The sequence below is a fragment of the Bacillota bacterium genome (assembly GCA_036504675.1).
Lineage (GTDB): Bacteria > Bacillota > Sulfobacillia > JAJYWN01 > JAJZPE01 > DASXUT01.
In genome coordinates, this window is sequence record DASXUT010000173.1 from 60,493 (window position 1) to 82,599 (window position 22,107).

Here is a 22,107-nt window from a genome sequence, read left to right on the forward strand (position 1 = left end):
AGACGGAAAGCCCGGCCCCGATACAGAAGGCCCCGCGTGGCGCGCGGGGCCTTGCCGGCTATGGATTCCTTGATTACGGGGCAGTCGCGGCACGGCGCCTAGGTGGCCGCCCATTCACGCCCCCCTGAGCCACACGGTGAAGCCAGACCCCTTCCCCAGCGTGCTCTCGACGCTGATGCGCCCGCGGTGGCTCTCCAGGATCCCAAAGCTGACCACCAAGCCCAGACCGGTCCCCGCCTCCTTGGTCGTGAAGAAGGGGTCGAAGATGCGGCCGAGGTATTCACGGGGAATGCCGACGCCGGTGTCGGAGACCTTGACGACGATCCCCGTCTCCCCCCCGTCCCAGCCGATCTGGCCTGACCCGGCCGTCACCTGGCCGACCTCCTGGGCCATTCCCACGTGGGCCTCGACCCGCAGCTCCCCGCCCTTGGGCATGGCCTGGAGGGCGTTGGTGCAGAGGTTCAGGAAGACCTGCTTGATCTGGTCCCGGTCGGCGCTGATCGCCGGGAGGTCACGGGAGTAGTCCCGGACGACGGCCACCCGGCGGATGAAGGCTTCGTTTTCGAGGAGTTGGAGGGTCTCGTCGAGAATCGACGGCAGGTCGCAGATGGTCAGGTTGGGAGAGGTCCGGCGGGTGAGGGCGAGCATCTCCTTGAGCATCCCGTCGATCCGGTCGATCTCTCGGATGATGATTGGGAAGTACTCGCCGGCCTTCCCGGGCCCGGTCTCCCCGGTCATCAGTAGCTGGACGAAGCCTCGGATGGAGGTCAGCGGATTGCGGATTTCGTGGGCCGCGCTGGCCGCCAACTCGCCGAGGATGGACAGGCGCTCGACCCGTTGCATCTGGTCTTCCAGGCGGACCCGCTCGGTGACGTCGTGGATGATGGCCACGGCCCCGGTTTTCTGAGCGGCGTCCCGGAGGGGCGAGGTGTGGAGCTCGACTGTGCCGAGGCCCCATGGTTCTTCGAGGGGATAGCGCTGGAAGCCCTTGGTCCCCCCGTTGATGGTCTGGCGGAGGAGGTCGCCGGTCATCGGGTCGAGGACCCGCTCGAGCTCAGGCGTCGGCCCGGCGTCGTAGTTCAGGGACCGGATGATCTCCCTGGCCCGCTTGGTGGTCAGGGTGACCCGCCCGCGCTCGTCGCAGACGATCACCCCGGTGGTCAGACTGTTCAGGACCACGTCGGTGAAGGCCTTCATCTCAGAGATCTCGCTCAGGCGGACTTCCATCTCCGAGTATAGCTTGGCGTTCTCCACGGCCAGCGCGGCCTGGCCGGCGACGATAGAGAGCAGGTCGAGTTGGCGATCACCGAGGGCCTGCCCGGTGGTTCCGATCAGGACGAGGGAGCCGACCCGGCGGCCCCGGCTGACCATCGGGATGGTGACCGTCGGCCGGTCCGCCGTGGCGGCCGTTTCGGGGCTCGGCGTCGAACCCTCTTTGCCCTCCAGGACGACCCGGCAATTGACCCCGGTCAGCTCCTCGGCGACCTCACTGACGATGGTCAGGACTCGCTCGAGATGGAGGGACGAGTTCAAGACCTGGCCCAGTTCGTACAGAGTGAAGAGGCTGGGGGCGCCCACGGACGACTGATAGAAGCGAGGGCCGAGCTTGACCCGACCGCCCAGGACCTGCCTGGAAGAGACCTCGTAGCGCCTGGCCCCCAGGATGGCCCGGAGTTGCTCGGCCAGGCGGCGGGTGTCGCGGGCCCGCTCTTCGGGGCTGACGCCGATGCGAGCCCCAATGAGCGCCGGATCGTTCCGCTGGGCAAGCGACGCGACGGCGGTGACGACGCTCGGGCAGAGGTCCTTTCCCCCCTCCTCCCGGAGCCTGGCCAGGACCTCGGCCATGGTGGCCGGGCGGTCCGGGGTCTGGATGAGTTGATCGATGCGCTCGGCCACGGCCAGGATCCGGGAACCGATGGGGATGCCCTCCCCGGCCAGCCCGTCCGGCCCGCCCTTGCCGTCATACCGCTCGCCCATCTGCCGGATCATCGTGGCTACGGGGACGAGAGGGGCAAGGGCAGCCACCGCCGCCGCTCCCCGGACGGCCGAGTCAACCCGATCGACGGACGCGGGGGTCTGACCGCCCGATAGCACCTGCAGCCGCCGATCCCAATGGGCCACGTCATGCAACCAGGCCGCGTAGCGGAGGAGGGTTTGCTCCGGGCGTTTCAAGCCGAGCTCGTTGGCGATGGCCGTGACATAACCGACGACCCGCTCGGTATGGGCCCGCCAGTTCCCGGTCAGGGACTCCGAGCGGGTCAAGAAGTCGGTGACCGCCCGCTCCTGCAGGATGGCGGTGTACTGCCTGAGGGCATAGTGGAGGAGAATGATCAGGACCAGGACGGCCATTAGGGTCGGGTTGCCCCAGTGAAGATAGGCCAGGGTCAAGGCAACGCCGACGAAACCCAGGACGACGAAACTCGGCAGGACCTGGTTCATCAGGCCCAACCAGGTGACGGCAAAGCCGCCGCGCTTGTAGAGGCTCATCGCGACGGCGGCCACGGCGGCGTTGCCCACATAGATCAGACCCATCGATGAGACCAGGATCAGCCAGGTCCGGGAGTCGGCGAGGGAATCGACGCGCCCGCCCAGCCGACCAAAAAGGTAGGCCCCAAGGGTGGCCGTACCGACCATGTTCCCCAGGTTGAACATGAAGGGGAGGATGGACGTGCGGCGGACCCCTCCGGTCACGGTCGAACCGATGAACTGGACCCAGGCCGTACCTGCTGGTCCGAGCACAAGGACGCTGAAAACGATGACGGCCCAGCCAACCGAAACCCCCAAACCCGAGGGTAGGATGGCCTGGGCCAACTCGGAGACCGCCATCGCTATGCCGGACATCGCCACTGGAACGGCTAACTCGACTGGTAGGCGCCAGGCCTGAAGGACGAAGACGGAGGCTCCGACCAAGCCGATCAAGATAAAGTAGGCCCGGACGGCGGGGGGAAAACGCTTCATTGAAGTCCCCCAAAAAAATAAACTTGGCCCGGACGGGTCTTTCGCTTACCACCAGGGCCAGTTAATCCACGCCCCGCCGGCCAAAGCCAGAAGGGCCAAGGTCACGAGGGCTCGGAGGAGAGCCTTCAAAGTATCGACCTCCTTTCCTGATTATACCACGAACCGCATTCAGACTGGAACGAAACTGCGGGTTCGTGGGCCGGCTTTAGCCGGTACCCTCATGCCCACCCACGGGTTGGTCTAGTTGCTTCCCGTCCGGGCCGTGTTTGTCTGTCAAGGTTGTTGAAAAAGCGGCCTGCTGGCTGGGAGCCAAGCAGGCCGCCGAAGGGCTGGCGCCGACTCGGGCAACCCGGCCGTCCTGGCGCGCCGGAGCGCGCTGTAGACCCGTGATTTTGCGCCCCCGGCTTTCGCCGGGTTTGCCTTTTTCCGATGGTCTTGCTTATCGTCTCTCTCGACAGGTCCCGGCGGGTTTCCCGTCCGGGGCCAAGCTTTGCCAAATTTCGCGAGAAATGTCGCCTGGCTCCGGGCTCAGCATTCGGTCATCCCGGTGACCCGGCCGCCCTCGATCAGGAAGGTTCTGTCCCTGGTCATCCCGGTGATTCTCGTCTTGATCGGGCGGATGGGGTTGGTGCAGTGGAACCGGGTAACCCAAAGGCCACGTTTTGTCTCGGCAGTCATTTAGTCGTCTGTCGTCGAGCCGGGCTTAATAAGGAGATTCAGTGGTAGAGGGCCGTACGCGTCAAAGAATCCGGGCGTTGCGGGCCCGGTCGAGGTCTTTCCTGGTTCGCGCCCGGCCGTGTGACTATCGTAGACCGCCCGCGCGGCGGCCAGCCTTAGACCCGAAGGCTGATTTTTCCTGCGACTCCGTTGCCGCGGGCCCGTCCAAGTGATATTCTCGACTTGGCCCGTCCCCAAACCGACCGCGACTGGAGGGATCCACGGTGATCGAAGCGCTGCTCACCGAGACCTCGAGGAGTCTTCGCGAGGAGGTCCGGGCCTTCGTCCGCGAGGACGTCCCCAAGGACCTCATCCTGGCCATGGACGGCGAGGCGATCCACTATCCCAAGGAATACCTGGAACGGGCGGCCGCCAGGCACCTGCTCGGCCTGCGCTTCCCGAACGAGTACGGCGGGCGCGGGTTGCCCTGGACGGAGGAGATCGTCGCCCTGGAAGAAGTGGGCGTCCTCGGGACCTCCCTGGCCTGCCTGTATTCCCTGCCGAGCATCGTTGGGGAGGCCCTGAACGTCTTCGGCACTTCCGAACAGAAGGCCAAGTACCTCGGCCCGACTTTGGCGGGCCGGTTGTGCACGGCCGAAGCCCTGACCGAGCCGCGCGGCGGTTCCGACTTCTTCGGGACGACGATGACCGCCCGCCGCGAGGGCGACGTCTACCTGCTCAGCGGCCAGAAGCGCTTCGTCGTCGGGGCCGAAGGGGCCGACTACTTCCTCGCCTATGCCCGCACCGACCCGGCCGCCCCTCCCCATCGGGGGATCAGCGCCTTCATCGTCGAACGAGGCCCGGGGGTCAAGGTCGAGTACCTCTACGGCCTGCTGGGGACGCGCGGCGGCGGGACCGGACGGGTCCTCTTCCAGGACGCCCGGGTCCCCGCCGAGAACCTGGTCGGCCGGGAGAACGGAGCCTCGGACATCTTCTACCGGATGATGATCCCCGAGCGGATGACCACCGCCGCGGGCTCGCTGGGGCTCGCCCGGGCGGCCTTCGACATCGCCGCGCGCTATGCCACGAAGCGCAAGGCCTTCGGGCGGCGGATCAAGGACTTCCAGGCAGTCAGCTTCAAGATCGCCGACTCCCTGACCAAGCTCGACGCGGCCTCGGCGATGGTCCACGCGGCGGCGGCCTCGGCCGACCGGGACCCGGACGCCTCGCGGGTCCGCCGAATGGTCTCCGAGGCCAAGAAGTTCGCCACCGAGTCGGCCTGGGAGGTCGTCAACCTGTCCATGCAGGTCCTCGGCGGGATCGGCTACACGACGGTCTTCCCGGTCGAGCGTTACCTCCGCGATGCCCGAATCATGATGATCTGGACCGGGACCAACGAGGTCATGGACCTCATCATCCAGCATGAGTTCTTCGCCGCGCTCGAGGCGGCCATCCGCCCTGGCGGCTCCCTCCGCGACCTGGAGGCCGACGCCCGCGACGCCCGGGACGAGGAAAAGATCTACGAGTGATTGGGGACGGCGCGAGGCGGTTGCCCCGGGTCCATCGGCCGTGCTAAACTGAACCTGTACGGCGCCCGCCAATCGCGGGATATAACCCAAGTGCCTTGACAGAAGGGAGACTGCCTTTGAATCCGGTCATCTTCGAGGTCGGACCGTTCGCCGTCCGCTGGTATGGAGTGCTCATGGGGGCCTCGGTGGCCATCGGTGCCTACCTGGCCTACCGCCAGGCCCGGCGCTGGGGGGTGAACGAGGACCATGTCCTGACGGTTATCCCTCTGGCCATCATCCTGGGCCTCATCGGCGCCCGGGTGGGCTACGTCGTCACCAATTGGGGCTACTATGCCACCAACCAGGCGGAGATCATCGCCACCTGGCACGGTGGCCTTTCCTTCCATGGGGCGATCATCGGCGGCGCTCTCGCCATCTGGCTCTACGCCATCTACAGCAAGATCAGTTTCTACCGTTACGTTGACTTGATGGTTCCCGGGGTGGCCGTGGGGATCATCCTGGTCCGCATCGGCAACTTGATCAACGGGGAATCGATGGGCCGCGCCTTCGGGTCCTCGATGACCGCTCACCCCACCCAGATCTACGGTTCCCTGATCGGGGTCGTCCTGCTGATCATCGCCCTCAGACAGCAGGCCCACGTCCCGCCGCCCGGCTACATGTTCTGGACCTTCGTCTTCTGGTACTCGCTCCTCCGGGCGGTCGTCGAGGAGACCTTCCGAGACAACCCGCTCTACGTCTGGGGTTATGTCAATCCCAAGCTGGGCATCGGGCTCTTCACCCTGACCCAGATCGTCAGCCTGCCCCTGATCCTCCTGGCGGCCTACATGCTCTGGCGAATTCGGCACCGGGCCACAAAGGAGAGCGTGCCGAGCGCGGCGATCGACCCGGCCGCCGGAGCCGACGGGCAGGACGGCTGACCATGGCGCGCGGCGGGCGGCGCCACCCGTCCGGCCCGCCATCCCCCATCTCGCCCAATGAATGAGCCGCCCTGAGGTCGGTCGACCGTCCGGGCGGCTCTCGGTTTTCTGGAGAATGGCCATGACGACCCCGCAATGTCGGATTTAGCAGGCCTGCTTACTCGATGTACCGCCTCAAGGCCGGCCTCTTGAGAAGGAAGATGAGGAGAGGGTAACCCAGCACATACCCGGCGACGGCTTCGCCGGCGGCAATGTATAGGGCGGTCAGCCAATAGGGCAGGTTCGATAAGGCGCTGACATAGGCCGCGACGACCAGGGCGTTGATGACGATGGGCGGGAGCGGAGCCAGGATCGGTCGGGGCACCCTCGATGTCAGGTAGGCCGCCAAAAGGGTGGCCAGGCTGCCGAAGACCACGTCGTACCACCCGAGCCCGGTGAAGAAGAGGCCGAAGAGGTTGGCCACCAGGCACCCGACGAAAAGTCCAGGGATGCTCAGCCGAGAGATGAAGGGCAGGACGGTCAGGGCCTCGGCCACCCGGACCTGCAGGGCCGAGTAGCTGATGGGGGCCAGGGCCAGGGTCAGGGCGGCGTAGATGGCGGCAATCATGGCCACCCGGGTGATCCTTTGGGCCGGGGACCTCTCGGCCGGGGACTTGGGCTCATCATGTTCCCTAATCTCTTCGTTCAAGGTCTGCTCTTCCCCTCGTTTCTGAAGCCCGTTTCACGGAGGCCGGCCTTGCGGTGCCCGATGTCGCGTCGGTAGTGGGTCCCCTCGAAGTGGATGAGGTCCACCGCCGCGTAGGCCCGAGCGATGGCCTCCTCGAGCCCGGCGGCCGTCGCGGTGACCCCGAGGACGCGCCCGCCGGAGGTGCACAATCGACCCTCGGCATCCCGCGAGGTCCCGGCATGGAAGACAGTGACCCCCGGGCCGAGGTCGGCCCCCAAGCCGGTGATCGGACGCCCTTTGACATAACGCCCCGGATACCCGCCGGAGGCCATCACCACGCAGACGGCGGCCTCGTCGGTGAGGTCGATGGTCACCCCGTCCAGCGAACCCCGGGCCGCCGCCAGAAGCACCGGGACCAGGTCCCCCTTGATCCTCGGCAGGACGGCCTGGGTCTCGGGGTCACCGAGGCGGGCGTTGAATTCCAGGACCTTGGGTCCCGCGGCCGTCAGCATCAGCCCGGCGAAAAGGATCCCCCGGAAGGGACGGCCGACCCGGGCCATGGCCTGGACGATCGGGTCGAGGATGGTCCGACCGACGGCCTCAGCCACCGCCGAGGTGTAGGCCGGGACCGGCGAGAAGGCCCCCATGCCGCCGGTGTTCGGCCCGCGGTCACCGTCGTAGACCGCCTTGTGGTCCTCGGCCGCGGCTAGGGGCAGGGCCCGCTGACCGTCGCAGATGGCGAAGACCGAGACCTCTTCACCGACCAGGAACTCCTCGACGACCACCCGCCGACCGGCCGAGCCCAAGGCCGCCCTGACCATCGCCTCGTTGAGCGCCGCGAGGGCCTCGGCCCGATCCCTGGCGATGATCACGCCCTTGCCGGCCGACAGACCGTCGGCCTTCACCACCAGCGGCCCCTCCGGCCGCCCGCTGACGTAGTCCCGGGCCTCCTCCGCGACCTCGAAGACCCGATAGTTGGCGGTGGGAATGCCGCTTCGCCGCATCAGATCCTTGGCGAAGACCTTGCTGCTTTCAATGGCCGTCGCGGCGGCCGTGGGACCGAAGGCGGCTAGGCCCCGGGCGGTGAAGGCATCGACCAACCCCGCGGCCAGTGGGTCTTCAGGACCGACGACGGTCAGGTCGATCCGCCTGTCCTCGGCCAGACGAACCAGCGCCCCGACGTCCCTCGGGTCGCCCGGCAGCCGCCGGGCCAGGCCCTCCATCCCCGGATTGCCGGGGATGACAAAGACTTCGTCCACCAGCGGGCTTTGGCGGATCTTCCAGACCAGGGCGTGCTCTCGACCGCCCGACCCGATGACCAGGACTCTCATGGCCCCGCCACCTTCGCCGGGCCTAGTGCCGGAAGTGACGGATGCCCGTAAAGAGCATGGTCAGCCCGGCCTTCTGGCAGACGGCGATGGACTCGTCGTCGCGGATGGAGCCGCCCGGCTGGACGATGGCGGAGACGCCGGCGGCCACGGCCGCCTCGACCACGTCGGCGAAGGGGAAGAAGCCGTCGGAGGCTAGGACGGCCCCCAGGACCCGCTCACCGGCATGCTCGATGGCCAACTTGGCGGCATCGATGCGGTTGGTCTGGCCGGCCCCGATGCCGACGGTGGCCCCGCCCCTGGCCACGACGATGGCGTTGGACTTGACGTGCTTGACCACCGTCCAGGCCAGCTCGAGCTGGGCCAGGACGGGGGCGGTCGGGGCGGGCCCGGCGACCAGCCGCCAGCCGGCGGCGGTTTCCTGAGCGACGGCGACATCGGCCGTCTGCAGAAGCAGGCCGCCGCTGATCCGGCGGAGGTCGTAACCGGCCGCTCGGGTCACCTCCCGCCGTTCGCCGGCGGGCGGCTGGACCACCAGCAATCGGAGGTCCCTGCGGGCCGCCAGGACCTCGAGGGCCTCGGCCTCGAAGCCCGGGGCGATGACGATCTCCAGGAAGATCTTGGCCAACTCGACCGCGGTGGCCCGGTCACAGGAGCGGTTCAGGGCGACGATACCGCCGAAGATGGACACCGGGTCGGCGTCGTGGGCCCGGCGATAGGCCTCGGCCAGGGTGTCGGCCACGGCCGCCCCGCACGGGTTATTGTGCTTGACGACCACGGCGGCCGGGCGGTCGAACTCGGTGACCGTCTCGAGGGCCGCCTGCGCGTCCATCAGGTTGTTGTAGGACAGTTCCTTGCCCTGCAGCTTGGTGGCCCCGGCCAGGCTGGACGGCGAGGCGAAAGGCTCGCTGTAGAGGGCTGCCTGCTGGTGCGGGTTCTCGCCGTAGCGAAGGTCCTGTACTTTATCAAAGTAAAGCAACAGCCGCTCCGGCCGGTCGGCCGGGGAGTGCCCCTGCCGCCTCAACAGCCAGCCGGAGATGATCGCATCGTAGTTGGCCGTATGACGGAAGGCCTCGACCGCCAGGCGGTACCTGGTGGCCGCCCCGACCGCCCCGTTGGCTTTGAGTTCCTCGAGCACCGGGCCATAGTCTTCGGGATCGACGACGACGGTCACGTAGCGGTGGTTCTTGGCCGCCGAGCGGATCATCGTCGGCCCGCCGATGTCGATGTTCTCGATGGCCTCGTCGAAGGTCACCCCCGGCTGCTCAACGGTGGCCCGAAAGGGGTAGAGGTTGACGACGACCATGTCGATGGGCTCGATCCCCAGGTCGGCCAGTTGCCGCAGGTGCTCCGGTTTGTCGCGGGCGGCCAGGATGCCGGCGTGGACGCCCGGCTGAAGGGTCTTCACCCGCCCATCCAGGATTTCCGGGAAACCGGTCACGTCCGAGACCTCTCTGACCGGGAGTCCGGATTGTCTGAGAAGACGGGCGGTCCCACCCGTCGAGATGACCTCGAACCCCAGGTCCAGGAGCTCTTGAACAAACCCCTTGATTCCGGTCTTGTCGGACACACTGACTAACGCACGTCTTGGCATGATGTGGCCTCCTCCCCGAGGATGCGGACCCGCCGCCCGATCACCTCGAGGCGCCCGGCGGCGTACAGGCGGATGGCTTCTGGATAGGCCTGGTGTTCCTGTTCGAGGATCCGGGCGGCGAGGGTCTCGACGTCGTCTCCCTCGAGGACTGGGACGGCCCGCTGGAGGATGATCGGCCCCGAGTCCATGCCCTTGTCGACGAAGTGGACGGTGCAGCCGGTCACCTTGACCCCGTGCTCCAAGGCCTGCTTCTGGGCGTCGACGCCGGGAAAGGCCGGCAGGAGGGCGGGGTGGATGTTCATCACCCGCCCGCCGAAGGCATCGAGGAGCGTCGGACCGACGATCCGCATGTACCCGGCCAGGCAGACGAGGTCGACGTGATGGGCGCGGAGGGTCTCGACCACGGCCCGCTCGTGCTCGGCCCGACCTCCGTAGGCCCGCCGGTCGACGACCACGGCCGGCGCCCCGTGCCGCCTGGCCCGCTCGATGGCCGCGGCCCCCGGCTTGTCACTGATGACCACGGCCAGGCGGGCGTCGAGCCGTCCGGCCTTGACGGCGTCAATGATCGCCTGCAGGTTGGTCCCCCGGCCGGAGGCCAGGACGCCCAGGGCGACCATCTAGGCGAAGCGGACTCGGGCATCCGGTCCGGCGGCGACCGTTCCGATCGGCCAGGCCCGCTCGCCCAGCTGGCGCAGGCGGCCGATCAGGCCGTCGGCCTTGGCCGGTTCGATCGCCATGACCATCCCGAGGCCCATGTTCCAGGTCCGGAAACACTCGTCCTCATCGACGCGGCCGTGCCGGGCCAGGTACTCGAAGACCGGGGGGATGTCCCACGACCCCTGGTCGATGACCGCTCCGTGCCCGTCCGGCAGGATCCGGCCGACGTTGCGGACCAGCCCCCCGCCGGTGATGTGGGCGGCCGCCGCCACCGGGAACTCGCCGCCGACGGCGATAAGGTGGCGGGCGTAGATCCGGGTCGGCTCGAGAAGCTCCTCGCCGAGGGTCCGGCCGAACTCGTCGACGAACTTGCCCAGCCGCAGGCCGGCCCGCTCGACGATCCCCCGGACCAGTGAATAGCCGTTGGAATGGAGTCCCGACGAGGCCAGGCCGATCAGGACGTAGCCGGCCCTGACCCGGTCCTTGCCCCAAAGCCGGTCCTTGTCGGCCGCGCCGACGGAGAACCCGACCAGGTCGTACTCGTTCTCATCGTACATCCCGGGCATCTCGGCCGTCTCGCCGCCGATCAGGGCGCAACCCGCCTGGCGGCAGCCGGCCACGACGCCGGCCACGATGGCCTCGAGACGGGACGGGACGAGCTTCCCGGTGGCCACGTAGTCCAGGAAGAAGAGGGGTTCGGCCCCGGCCGCGGCCACGTCGTCAACGCACATGGCCACGCAATCGAGGCCCACCGTGTCGTGCTTGTCCAGAGCGAAGGCGATCTTCAGCTTGGTCCCAACCCCGTCGGCCCCAGAGACCAGCACCGGGCGGGGCCAGGTGCCGGGGTCCAGCTCGAAGCGGTTGCCGAAGCCGCGACCGGTGAACATCGCCCCCGGCCGGGCCGTTCCCCGGATGAGGTCCTGGATCCTCGAGACGGCCATCTCGGCCAGTTCAGTATCGACGCCGGTCTGGCGGTAGGTCAGGCGGTCGGCACTGTCCGGGCGGCGGTCCGGGCGGTCTTCCTTATCGGGCATGGGGTTTACCTCCAGCGATCTCGGCCATGGCCGGACTGGACATCTCCAAGTCGAACTTGCCGGCCGGCTCGATTTCCACCGGGTAGTCGCGATTGAAGCAGGCTACGCAGAGGTCCTGGCGCGGCAGCCCGGTAGCCTCGGCCAAGGCCTCGACCTTCAGGAAATCCAGGCTGTCGGCCCCGACCAGTTGGCGGATGTCCTCGATGGCCTTCTGGGCGGCGATCAGCTCACCGCTGGCCGAGGTATCGATGCCGAAGAAGCACGGGTTCATGTAGGGGGGCGAACCGATCCTCAGGTGGACCTCCCGGGCCCCGGCCTCCCGCAATAGCTTGACCAGATGCCGGGAAGTCGTTCCGCGGACGATGGAATCGTCGACCAGGACGACCCGCTTCCCGTTGATCACCTTGCGCAGTGGGTTGAGCTTGACCCGCACCCCGAACTGCCGGGTCGACTGGCTCGGCTGGATGAAGGTGCGGCCGATGTAGCGGTTCTTGATCAGCCCGATCTCATAGGGGATGCCGGCCTCCTCGGCGTAGCCGGTGGCCGCCGAGATGCTCGAGTCGGGCACCCCGACGACGATGTCGGCCTCGACCGGGTAGTCGCGCGCCAGCCGGCGCCCGAACTCCTTGCGGACGGCATGAACGTTGTGGCCGTTCAGGTTGGAGTCCGGGCGGGCCAGGTAGATGAACTCAAAAGCGCACAGGGCGGGGCGGCCCGCCGGGACGGCCGGCCGGCTCTCCATCCCCCGCTCGCTGAGGATGATCATCTCCCCGGGGCCGACCTCGCGAACGAACTCGCCCCCGATGGTATCGAAGGCACAGCTCTCCGAGGCCAAGACCCAGGCCTCACCGAGCTTGCCGAGGGCCAGCGGCCGAATGCCGTTGGGGTCGCGGACCCCGATGATCCGGTCCTCGGTCAGAAAGAGCAGGGCGTATCCCCCCCGAACCAGCGAGAGGCTGGCGGCGATGGCCGACTCCAGGCCATTGGAGCCGAGCCGGGCGACCAGGTGGGCGATGACCTCCGTATCCACCGAGGTCTGGAAGATCGAGCCCTGGTCCTCCAGCTGGCGGCGGAGGCGCCCGGCGTTGACCAGGTTGCCGTTGTGGGCCAGGGCCAGCATCCCCCGGCGGTAGCGGACCAGGAGCGGTTGGGCGTTACCGATCAGGCTCGAGCCGGTGGTCGAGTAGCGGACGTGGCCGATGGCCAGGTGACCCGAGAGTTGGTCGATATCGATGTCGTCGAAGACCTCGGAGACCAGACCCATGCCCTTGTGGACGTGGACCCGCCCGCCGTCGGCCGAGACGATCCCGGCCGATTCCTGGCCGCGGTGCTGCAGGGCATAGAGACCGTAGTAAGTGAGCCGCGAGGCCTGGGGGTGGCCATAGATGCCAAAGACGCCGCAGGCGTCGTGGACCTTGTCGTCAAGGCCCGTGATCACTTCATCAGGCATGGAATCGCCTCCCGCCAAAGCTTCTCGAGGACCGCCACCGGGCGGTCCAGGACGGCGCGGCCGTCGAGCCGGATGGTCAGCCGGTCTCCGCCGACCCGCCCGATGACCGCGAAGGGCACGCCGGCCTCGGCGGCAATGTCCCCGAGCCGCCGGGCGTCGCCCGGGTCGAGGCTCAACACGAGGCGCGACTGCTCCTCACCAAAGAGAAGGGAGTCGCGGGTGCTTCCGGGCGCCGTCAGCGGGTCGAGGTCGACCTCGGCCCCGTTGGCGGGCCGCGGGCCGGACCCGCCGAAACAGGCTTCAGCCAGGGCCACCGCCAGCCCGCCGTCGCCGACGTCGTGGGCCGACCTGACCAGTCCCCCCCGGATGGCTTTCAGACAGGCCTGCTCGACCCGGTGTTCGAGGGCGAGGTCGAGGGCCGGCGGGCGGCCGCCGATGAGGCCGTGGATGGTCTTGAGATACTGGCTCCCGCCCAGACCGGCCGCCTGGTCCCCGCCCTTGGGCCCGAGGACGGCGATGAGGTCGCCGGGACGCTTGAACCACTGGGTGGTCTGGTCCCGCTCGACATCCTCGAGGACCCCGAGCATGCCGACGACCGGCGTCGGGTGGATGTTCTCACCGAGGGTCTCGTTGTAGAAGCTGACGTTCCCGCCGGTGACCGGGGTCCCCAGGGCCAGGCAGGCTTCCGCCATTCCCTCGACGGCCCGCCGGAACTGCCACATCACCTCGGGCCGTTCCGGGTTGCCGAAGTTGAGGCAGTTGGTGATGGCCACCGGTTCGGCCCCGGAACAGACGACGTTGCGGGCCGCTTCGGCTACGGCGATGGCCGCCCCGGCCCGCGGGTCGAGGAAGGCGTACCGGCCGTTGCCGTCGGTCTTCAGGGCCAGGCCCCGACGACTGCCCTTGAGCCTGAGGACGGCGGCGTCCGAGCCGGGACGGACGATCGTGTTGGTCAGGATGAAATGGTCGTATTGCTCGTAGACCCAGGCCTTGTCGGCGATGTCCGGCGAGGCCAGGAGGCGTTCGAGGACCCGGGCGGCATCGTCCGGCTCGGGCAGGGCCCGAAGGTCGAGCGACTGAACCTCGGCCAGGTACCTCGGCTCGGCCTCGGGCCGCTCGTAAATCGGCGCCTCGGAAGCCAGGGCGTCGGCCGGGATGTCGGCGACGACCAGGCCCTTATCGATGACCCGCAGCCGTCCGTCGGTGGTCACCCGGCCGATCACCGCCGCGTCCAGGTCGTACTTGGCGAAGACCCGTCGGACCTGGTCCTCGCGCCCGGACCTGGTCACTAGGAGCATCCGCTCCTGCGACTCGGAGAGCATGACCTCATAGGGGGTCATCCCGGTCTCGCGCCGGGGGACCCGGTCGAGGTCGATCTCGATGCCGTGCTTTCCGCGGCTGGCCATCTCGCTGGCCGCCGAGGTCAGGCCGGCCGCCCCGAGGTCGTTGAGCCCGGCGACGGCCCCCGTCCCGGCCAACTCGAGGCAGGCTTCGAGGAGCAGTTTCTCGAGGAACGGATCGCCCACCTGGACGGCCGGCCGGCGCTCCTCGGCCCTCTCATCGAACTCCTTCGAGGCCAGGAGGCTGGCCCCGTGGATGCCGTCGCGGCCGGTCTTCGAGCCGACCAGGATGACCGGGTTGCCGGCGCCTTCGGCCCGGCCGTAGAACAGTCGCTCCCGGTCGACCAGCCCGACGCACATGGCGTTGATCAAGGGGTTGCCCCGGTAGCACGGGTCGAAGTAGACCTCGCCGCCCACCGTCGGGCAGCCGAAGCAATTGCCGTAACCGCCGATGCCGCCGACCACGCCCCCGAAGAGCCAGCGGTTCTTGGGGTCGTCGAGCTCGCCGAAGCGGAGCGAGTCGAGGATGGCGATGGGTCGGGCGCCCATGGCGAAGATGTCCCGCAGGATACCCCCCACCCCGGTGGCCGCTCCCTGGTAGGGCTCGATGAAGGAGGGATGGTTGTGGCTCTCGATCTTGAAAGCCACGGCCAAACCGTCGCCGATATCGACGACCCCGGCGTTCTCCCCCGGCCCCTGGAGGACCCTCGGCCCCTTGGTGGGCAGTCTCTTCAAGGTCGACCGGGACGTCTTGTAGCTGCAGTGCTCGGACCACATCAGACCGAACATGCCCAATTCCACGTGGGTCGGCTCACGGTCGAGGATACCCACGATTCGGTCGTACTCACCGGCGGTCAGCCCGACCTCTTCCCAGGGGGCGGCGTCGCGGTCACGCTCATCGGCCAACGGCCACGCCCCCCTTCACCCAGGATTCGACGACCGACCCGAAGATCAGCCGTCCGTCCTCCATCCCCAGGAGTCGTTCGGCGGCGATCTCCGGATGGGGCATCATCCCGAGGACGTTGCCCTCGCGGTTGACGATCCCGGCGATGTTGCCCAGCGAGCCGTTGGGGTTGGCGGCGGCACTCACGGTCCCGTCGGGTTCGGCGTAGCGGAAGACCACCCGTCCCTCGCCCTCCAGTTCCTCGAGGGTCGCCTGGTCGGCGTAGTAGTTGCCCTCTCCGTGCTTGATCGGGACCCGCAGGACCTGACCGGGCGCGCAGCGATTGGTGAAGGCCGTCCCGGCGTTCTCGACCCGCAGGAAGACGTCGTGGCACTGGAACTTCAGGCCTTCGTTGCGACGCATCGCCCCGGGCAGGAGGCCGGCCTCGAGGAGGATCTGGAAGCCGTTGCAGATGCCAAGCACCGGACGGCCCGAGGCGGCGAACTCCTCGACCGCCCCCATTATCGGTGAGAACCGGGCGATGGCCCCGGTCCTCAGGTAGTCACCGTAAGAGAAGCCCCCCGGCAGGACGACCGCGTCATAGCCGGACAGGCTCCGCTCCTTGTGCCAGACATAGTCCACCGGCAGGTCTAGGACGTCGGCGATGACGTGGCGGCAATCGATCTCGCAATTGGTCCCGGGGAAGACCACCACCGCCCAGCTCATCCGGGCCATCAGGCGTCACCCTCCGGGAAGTTCCAAACCCCGGTCCCGGCCCGGCTCCCGGCGGCCGCCGCCTCGCCTTGGGGGGCGAGGTCAAACTGGTACTGTTCGATGACCGGGTTGGCCAACAGCCTCCGGCACATCTCCTCGACCCTGGCCGCGGCGGTCTCGCGATCCGGGGCGTCGATGGTCAGGACCATGAACTTGCCGACCCTGACGTCTCGAACCTCGCCATAGCTCATCACCTTGAGGGCGTTCTCAATGGCCCGGCCCTGCGGGTCAAGGACGCCCTTCTTCAATGTCACGTAGATCCTGGCCTGCCACATGAAACCCGTCCCCCAATCGTCTACCTCGCCGACGAGGTGATCCTCCGCATGACCTCCTGATAGGCCTCCTCGACCCCGCCGAGGTCGCGGCGGAAGCGGTCTTTGTCCAGCTTCTCTTTGGTTGTGCGATCCCAGAAACGGCAAGTGTCCGGGGAGATCTCGTCGCCCAGGAGCAGCGTTCCGTGGTGCAGCCCGAACTCGAGCTTGAAGTCGATGAGGATGATCTCCCGAGGGGTCAGAAACTCGCCCAAGAGCCGGTTGACCTCGAGGGCCTGCCGTTCGATCTCCCTGACCTGGGCCAGCTCGGCCAGCCCGACAGCCCGGATGTGATCCTCGTTGATCAGCGGGTCGCCCAGGGCGTCGCTCTTGTAGTAAAGCTCGAGGACGGTCGAGTTGAGGGGGGTGCCCTCCTCGAGACCGAGCCGCTTGGCCAGGCTCCCGGCGGCGACGTTGCGGACAACGACCTCGATGGGCAGGATCCGCAGCCGCTTGACCAGCATCTCCCGCTCGCTGAGGGTCCGTACGTAATGGGTCGGCAGCCCGCGCCCCTCGAGATACTCGAAGAAGGTGGCCGACATCCGGTTGTTGTAGATGCCCTTGTTCTGGATGGTCCCCTTCTTTTTTCCGTCGAAGGCGGTGGCCGAGTCCTTATAGTCGATGATCAGCCGGTCCGGATCAGAGGTCTCGTAGACGATCTTGGCTTTTCCCTCGTATAACCTGGCTCCCTTGTCCAACTGCCCTGCCTCCTATAGTCCCACCCGGCCGAAAATGAGGTTGAGGTGCCTGAGGTGGTCGGCGTGGTCAAAACAGGCGGCGATCTCATCGCCCGAGAGGTGGCGGCGGACGGTCTCATCGGCCGAGACCCGCTCCTTGAAGGTCGCCCCACCCGCCCAGGCCTCCATGGCCATCCCCTGGACAAGGGCGTAGGCCTCCTCGCGCCTGAGCCCTTTTTGGATCAGGGCCAGGAGGACCTGCTGCGAGAAGACCAGGCCACCGGTGAGTTCCAGGTTGCGGGCCATCCGTTCCGGATAGACCGTCAACCGATCGAGGAGGCCCGTGAACCGCTCGAGAAGGTAATCGAGAAGGATGGTCGCGTCCGGCAGGATGACCCGCTCGACCGACGAGTTGGAGATGTCCCGCTCGTTCCACAGGACCTCGTTCTCCATCGCCGGAACGGCGTAACCGCGCATCACCCGGGCCAGGCCACTGATCTGCTCGAGGCCGACCGGATTGCGCTTGTGGGGCATCGCCGACGAGCCCTTCTGCCCCGGCTTGAAGTACTCCTCGACCTCGCGAATCTCGGTCCTTTGCAGCGTCCGGAGTTCGGCGGCCATCTTGTCCAGTGAGGTGGCGACGATGGCCAGGGTCGTCAGGTATTCCGCGTGCCGGTCGCGCTGCAGGACCTGGGTCGAGGCCTCCGCCGGCTTCAACTGGAGCTTGTCGCAAACGTACTTCTCCACGAACGGGTCGATGTTGGCGAAGGTCCCGACGGCCCCCGAGAGCCGGCCGACGCTGACGATGTCGCGGGCCCGCCTCAGGCGCTCCCAGTTGCGGTTCATCTCGGCGTACCAGACGGCCAGCTTCAGCCCGAAGGTGATGGGCTCGGCGTGGATCCCGTGCGTCCGGCCGATCATCACCGCGTCCTTGAACTCGCGGGCTCGTCGCGCCATCACGGCCAGCAGGCGGTCGAGGTCGGAAAGAAGGATCTCCGCGGCCTCCCGCATCAGCAGGGCCAGGGCCGTGTCGACCACGTCGTAGGAAGTCAGTCCGTAATGGAGGTACTTGCCGGCATCCCCAACCGTCTCGGCCACTCCGCTGACGAAGGCGATGACATCGTGGCCGACCTCGGCCTCGATGGCCAGGATCCGGTCGACGTCGATGCGGGCCTTGGCCTTAATCTCCTCGACCGCCGATCGGGGGATCCGCCCCAGCTCGGCCCAGGCCTCGCAGGCCAGAACCTCGACCTCCAACATCCGCCGGTAGCGGGTGGAGAGGTCCCAGAGGCTCTTCATCTTTGGTCGGGAGTAACGGTCGATCATCCTGGAGCGCTCCTTTGAAGGTGGTCCTCAGACGGTCGGGACAGGCGGCTGCCCGTTGGGTTTGCGGCGACGCCCGGAGCGGTGGCTGCGGCGGCGTACCGCGGCGGGAGCTGGGCCCGGCTGCGCGGGGCCCTCTTCCTTCGGGTGCGCGGGTTGGCCCGGCAGGGACGGCAGGGACGGCAGGGACGGCTGGCTCACTTGGGGCGGTTGGCTGGGCCCCGGGCTTTGGACAGGTCCGCCGACAGTGCCGCCCTGACCGGCTTCGTTCTCCACCCGGGCCGACTTCTCGGCCACGCCCTCGGCCAGCTTGCGCTTGTAGTTGTTGAGTCTCTCGCGGAGGGACTGGTACTTCAGGGAAAGAATCTGGACGGCCAGGATGGCCGCGTTCCTGCCGGCGTCGATGCCCACCGTGGCCACCGGCACGCCGGGCGGCATCTGGACGGTCGAATAGAGGGCGTCGACGCCGCCCATCGGCGAACCCGAGAGGGGTACCCCGATGACCGGCAGGGTCGACCAGGCGGCGACCGTCCCGGCCAGGTGGGCCGCGCCGCCGGCGGCGGCGATGATCACGTCGTAACCCTCTTCGGCCGCGTTGGCCGCGAATTCGGCGCTCCGCTGGGGGCTGCGATGGGCGGAACAGACCGTCACCCTAAGTCCGATGCCGAACTCAGTCAGGGTGGTGACGCAGTCCTTCATCTTCGGGAGGTCGGAATCGCTGCCCAGAACAACAGCGACGAGACCGCTTGGCATGGAATCACTCCTTCGTTCATCTCGCCTTGGTCGGTGGTCCCTTCAGCGGTGAGCCCCGGGGTGGTCTCGGCTGACCGAAGACCGCCCCGGGGCCCTTCGACTTCTTTACCCTAAAGCAGGAAGCTCACCGCGAAGAGGATGGCCACCACGTAGAGCAGCCAATGGACATCCTTGGACTTACCCGTGAACAGCTTGATCAGGGCGTAGGTGATGAAGCCCCAGCCGATACCGCGGGCGATGCTGTAGGTCAGGGGGATGATCAGGATGGTCAGGAAGGCCGGAAGGGCCTCGTCGAACTGGTTGAAGGGAATGTCCTTGACCACCGTCATCATCAGGAAGCCGACGATGATCAGGGCCGGGGCCACGGCGACGCCGGGGACGACGCCGATGATCGGGGCGAAGAAGATCGACAGGAAGAAGAGGATGGCCACGACGACCGAGGTCAGGCCGGTACGGCCGCCCTCGGAGACGCCGGACGCGCTCTCCACGTAAGTCGTGATCGAGCTGGCCCCAAGGAGCCCGCCGGTGACGGCGGCCAGGGAGTCGACCAGGAGGATGCGGTTGAGCCGCGGCATCTTGCCCTTCTCATCGACGAAGCCGGCCTCGCCGCCGATGGCCACGACGGTGCCCATCGTGTCGAAGAAGTCGGTGATGAGGAAGGCGAAGATGACCGCCCAGAGCGCCGGGACCGCCAACGAGCTGAGGTTCAGCTGGAAGATGGTGCTGAACGACTCGGCCGTCGGCAGGCTGAGGACATCCGTCGGGATCGGGGCGACCTTGACGAAGATCGCCAGGATGGTCGACAGGACGATGCCCAGGAGGATGGAACCCTTGACGCGATAGGCCATCAGCAAGGCCGTGACCAAGAGACCGAAGATGGCGACGACGACAGGGGCGCTCTTCAAGGTGCCGAAGGTGACCAGGGTGGCCGGGCTCTTGACGACGAAGCCGGCGTCCTGCAGGCCGATGAAGGCGATGAAGAGGCCGATGCCGACGCCGATGGCCCGCTTCATAGAAGTCGGGATGGCGTCCATGATCATCTCACGGACCTTGGTGAGGACGAGGAGGGTGATGATGACACCCTCGATGAACACCATGCCCATGGCTTCTTGCCAGCTCAGCTTGAGGCCGATGACCACGGAATAAGTCAGGAACGCATTGAGCCCCATACCGGAGGCCAGCGCGAAGGGGTAGTTGGTAAAGAGGCCCATGCCCAGGGTGGCCAGTCCGGCGCCGAGGGCGGTGGCGAAGATGGCCCCGGCGACCGGGACCCCGGCGTCCTTGAGGATCAGGGGATTAACGAAGATGATGTACGCCATCGTCATGAAGGTCGCCAACCCGGCGATGACCTCGGTCCGGACGTCGGTCTTCCGCTCACTCAGATGAAAAAGACGTTCCAGCAAGTAGATAGCTCCTCCCCTCAGGTCTGTTGTTTCAGTCTAGTGTTTCCGGGGCCCACTTGCCCTATCTCCGCCGATGCCTCACCCCCCCCTCGGTGAAAACCGGACTCTATCCAATCTCTATGAAGAGAATATTCGCCTTTATGGGCGCAGGGGCTCGTCCCTCACCCAGATGATAACAAGGCGAACGGCCCCTTGTCAACAAAAAGGCGAATGATAGCCCGTCTATTCAAGGTATCATTCGTCTTTTTCTCTCTTGTCCGACTTTCCGCCTCCATCGACGTCCCTCATTCCCATTCCACCGTCGCCGGCGGCTTCGTGGTCACGTCATAGACCAGCCGGTTGACCCCCTTGACCTCATTGACCACGCGGCTCGAGATGCGTTCGATGAGCTCGTATGGCAGACGAGCCCAATCGACGGTCATGAAGTCCTGCCCGGTGATGGCCCGCAAGACGACCGTGCAGCCATAGGTGCGCTCGTCGCCCATGACCCCGACGCTCCGGACCGGGAGAAGGACGGCGAAGACCTGGAGCAAGCGGTCGTACCAGCCGGCCCGGCGGACCTCCTCGATGACAATGGCATCAGCCTGGCGGACGGTCTCCAAGCGCTCCCGGGTGACCTCGCCAAGGACGCGCACAGCCAGCCCGGGGCCAGGGAAGGGATGCCTCCAGACCAACTCGCTCGGCAGGCCGAGCTCGAACCCGACCCGCCGGACCTCGTCCTTGAACAGGTACCTGAGCGGCTCGACCAGCTTGAATTGCAGGTCGGAGGGCAACCCGCCGACGTTGTGATGGCTCTTGATCACCGAGGCCGGGCCGCCGCCGGGGGCCCCGCCCGACTCGATGACGTCGGGATAGATGGTCCCCTGGGCCAGAAACTCGACCTTGCCGGCCCCGGCCAGCTTCGCGGCCTCGGCCTCGAAGACCCGGATGAACTCCTCGCCGATGATCTTGCGCTTCCGTTCCGGGTCGGTGACCCCGGCCAGGCGGCCGAGGAAGCGATCGCTCGCGTCGGCGTGGACCAGGTTCATCCCGAAGTGGCCGCCGAAGGTCTCGCGCACCTGGGCCGCCTCGTCCAATCGGAGGAGTCCGTTGTCCACGAACAGGCAGGTCAGGCGGTCGCCGACGGCCCGCTGGACGAGGGCGGCGACGACCGAGGAATCGACCCCGCCGGACAGGGCGCAGAGGACGTGCCCCGGGCCGACTATCGCTCGGACGTCGGCCACGGCCCTTTCGATGAACGAGCTGGGCCCCCAGTCCCCGGCGCAGCCGGCCACGTTGAACAGGAAGGCCCGGAGGATGTCCAAACCCTTCGGGGTATGGACCACCTCGGGGTGGAACTGGACGGCGTACATCCGGCGGTCCGGCGCGGCCATCGCCGCCACCGGGGTGTTCTCCGAGCGGGCGATGACCGAGAAACCCGGGGGCACAGACTGGACGACCACCCCGTGGCTCATCCAGACGTCGATGGCCGGTTCGAGGCCTTTGAAGATGGCCGCCCCGGTGTCGACCGTGGCGGTGACGTGACCATACTCCCGGCGCTCCGCTCCGGTCACCCGGCCGCCCAGCAGGAAGGCCATCAGCTGCATGCCGTAGCAGATACCCAGAATGGGCAGGCCGCTGTCGAAGAGGCGCGGGTCATAGCGGGGCGCCCCATCCTCGTAGACACTGGCCGGGCCACCGGACAGGATGATCGCCTTGGGCTTCCTGGCCAGGAGCTCGTCCAGCGGCGTCCAGGCCGGGACGACCTCGCTGTAGACGCCCAGCTCGCGGACGCGGCGGGCGATCAGTTGGTTGTACTGGGCCCCGAAGTCGATGACGGCGACGAGTTCCCTGGGCCCACGGTCGGTCAAAA

Annotated in this window: 18 protein-coding genes and 1 riboswitch; of the genes, 2 read left to right on the forward strand and 16 right to left on the reverse strand. The window is 67.3% G+C overall.

The window, feature by feature from the left end; genetic code table 11:
• Window positions 1–114: 114 nt before the first annotated feature.
• On the reverse strand, window positions 115–2,958 hold the full coding sequence (locus tag VGL40_13830) for an ATP-binding protein (GenBank protein ID HEY3316344.1): 2,844 nt from the start codon (window positions 2,956–2,958) through the stop codon (window positions 115–117).
• A gap of 340 nt (window positions 2,959–3,298) precedes the next feature.
• A riboswitch (cyclic di-GMP riboswitch) is annotated at window positions 3,299–3,389 on the reverse strand.
• A gap of 97 nt (window positions 3,390–3,486) precedes the next feature.
• Complete coding sequence (locus VGL40_13835) at window positions 3,487–3,636, reverse strand: hypothetical protein (protein HEY3316345.1); 150 nt, start codon at window positions 3,634–3,636, stop codon at window positions 3,487–3,489.
• Between the two features lie 263 nt (window positions 3,637–3,899).
• On the opposite strand from VGL40_13835, the gene VGL40_13840 reads away from it, so the two are divergent.
• Both VGL40_13840 and lgt read left to right on the forward strand, forming a co-directional pair.
• Window positions 3,900–5,144 (forward strand): acyl-CoA dehydrogenase family protein, encoded by a 1,245-nt coding sequence (locus VGL40_13840; GenBank protein ID HEY3316346.1) that lies wholly within the window; start codon window positions 3,900–3,902, stop codon window positions 5,142–5,144.
• 116 nt (window positions 5,145–5,260) lie between these two features.
• Entirely contained in the window at window positions 5,261–6,061 is an 801-nt protein-coding gene (gene lgt, locus VGL40_13845) for a prolipoprotein diacylglyceryl transferase (protein ID HEY3316347.1), read from the forward strand.
• 157 nt (window positions 6,062–6,218) lie between these two features.
• Here lgt and VGL40_13850 read toward each other — a convergent pair whose 3' ends face one another.
• The 14 genes from VGL40_13850 to guaA form a co-directional block, all read right to left on the reverse strand.
• Complete coding sequence (locus tag VGL40_13850; protein HEY3316348.1) at window positions 6,219–6,749, reverse strand: QueT transporter family protein; 531 nt, start codon at window positions 6,747–6,749, stop codon at window positions 6,219–6,221.
• On the reverse strand, window positions 6,746–8,059 hold the full coding sequence (gene purD / locus VGL40_13855; GenBank protein ID HEY3316349.1) for a phosphoribosylamine--glycine ligase: 1,314 nt from the start codon (window positions 8,057–8,059) through the stop codon (window positions 6,746–6,748). The genes VGL40_13850 and purD overlap by 4 nt, the downstream gene beginning before the upstream one ends.
• A gap of 22 nt (window positions 8,060–8,081) precedes the next feature.
• The gene (gene purH / locus VGL40_13860; protein HEY3316350.1) at window positions 8,082–9,650 is read right to left on the reverse strand and encodes a bifunctional phosphoribosylaminoimidazolecarboxamide formyltransferase/IMP cyclohydrolase; all 1,569 of its coding nucleotides are present in this window, start codon (window positions 9,648–9,650) and stop codon (window positions 8,082–8,084) included.
• The gene (gene purN / locus VGL40_13865; GenBank protein ID HEY3316351.1) at window positions 9,632–10,267 is read right to left on the reverse strand and encodes a phosphoribosylglycinamide formyltransferase; all 636 of its coding nucleotides are present in this window, start codon (window positions 10,265–10,267) and stop codon (window positions 9,632–9,634) included. The genes purH and purN overlap by 19 nt, the downstream gene beginning before the upstream one ends.
• Window positions 10,268–11,341: a phosphoribosylformylglycinamidine cyclo-ligase gene (purM, locus tag VGL40_13870; protein ID HEY3316352.1), complete on the reverse strand. Its 1,074-nt coding sequence runs from the start codon at window positions 11,339–11,341 to the stop codon at window positions 10,268–10,270.
• Window positions 11,331–12,791 carry an amidophosphoribosyltransferase gene (purF, locus tag VGL40_13875; GenBank protein HEY3316353.1) on the reverse strand — a complete coding sequence of 487 codons (1,461 nt, stop codon included), beginning with the start codon at window positions 12,789–12,791 and terminating at the stop codon, window positions 11,331–11,333. Before purF ends, purM begins: the two co-directional genes overlap by 11 nt.
• Complete coding sequence (purL, locus tag VGL40_13880) at window positions 12,776–15,037, reverse strand: phosphoribosylformylglycinamidine synthase subunit PurL (protein ID HEY3316354.1); 2,262 nt, start codon at window positions 15,035–15,037, stop codon at window positions 12,776–12,778. Before purL ends, purF begins: the two co-directional genes overlap by 16 nt.
• Window positions 15,027–15,740, reverse strand: coding sequence for a phosphoribosylformylglycinamidine synthase subunit PurQ (gene purQ, locus VGL40_13885; protein ID HEY3316355.1), 714 nt, complete (start codon window positions 15,738–15,740; stop codon window positions 15,027–15,029). The genes purL and purQ overlap by 11 nt, the downstream gene beginning before the upstream one ends.
• Before the next feature lie 8 nt (window positions 15,741–15,748).
• Window positions 15,749–16,063, reverse strand: coding sequence for a phosphoribosylformylglycinamidine synthase subunit PurS (gene purS / locus VGL40_13890; GenBank protein HEY3316356.1), 315 nt, complete (start codon window positions 16,061–16,063; stop codon window positions 15,749–15,751).
• Between the two features lie 20 nt (window positions 16,064–16,083).
• Entirely contained in the window at window positions 16,084–16,797 is a 714-nt protein-coding gene (gene purC, locus VGL40_13895; GenBank protein HEY3316357.1) for a phosphoribosylaminoimidazolesuccinocarboxamide synthase, read from the reverse strand.
• Between the two features lie 12 nt (window positions 16,798–16,809).
• Window positions 16,810–18,102 carry an adenylosuccinate lyase gene (gene purB / locus VGL40_13900; protein HEY3316358.1) on the reverse strand — a complete coding sequence of 431 codons (1,293 nt, stop codon included), beginning with the start codon at window positions 18,100–18,102 and terminating at the stop codon, window positions 16,810–16,812.
• 27 nt (window positions 18,103–18,129) lie between these two features.
• Window positions 18,130–18,852 carry a 5-(carboxyamino)imidazole ribonucleotide mutase gene (purE, locus tag VGL40_13905; GenBank protein HEY3316359.1) on the reverse strand — a complete coding sequence of 241 codons (723 nt, stop codon included), beginning with the start codon at window positions 18,850–18,852 and terminating at the stop codon, window positions 18,130–18,132.
• 110 nt (window positions 18,853–18,962) lie between these two features.
• Window positions 18,963–20,255 carry an NCS2 family permease gene (locus VGL40_13910; GenBank protein ID HEY3316360.1) on the reverse strand — a complete coding sequence of 431 codons (1,293 nt, stop codon included), beginning with the start codon at window positions 20,253–20,255 and terminating at the stop codon, window positions 18,963–18,965.
• Window positions 20,256–20,539: 284 nt separating this feature from the next.
• On the reverse strand, window positions 20,540–22,105 hold the full coding sequence (guaA, locus tag VGL40_13915; protein HEY3316361.1) for a glutamine-hydrolyzing GMP synthase: 1,566 nt from the start codon (window positions 22,103–22,105) through the stop codon (window positions 20,540–20,542).
• Window positions 22,106–22,107 lie beyond the last annotated feature (2 nt).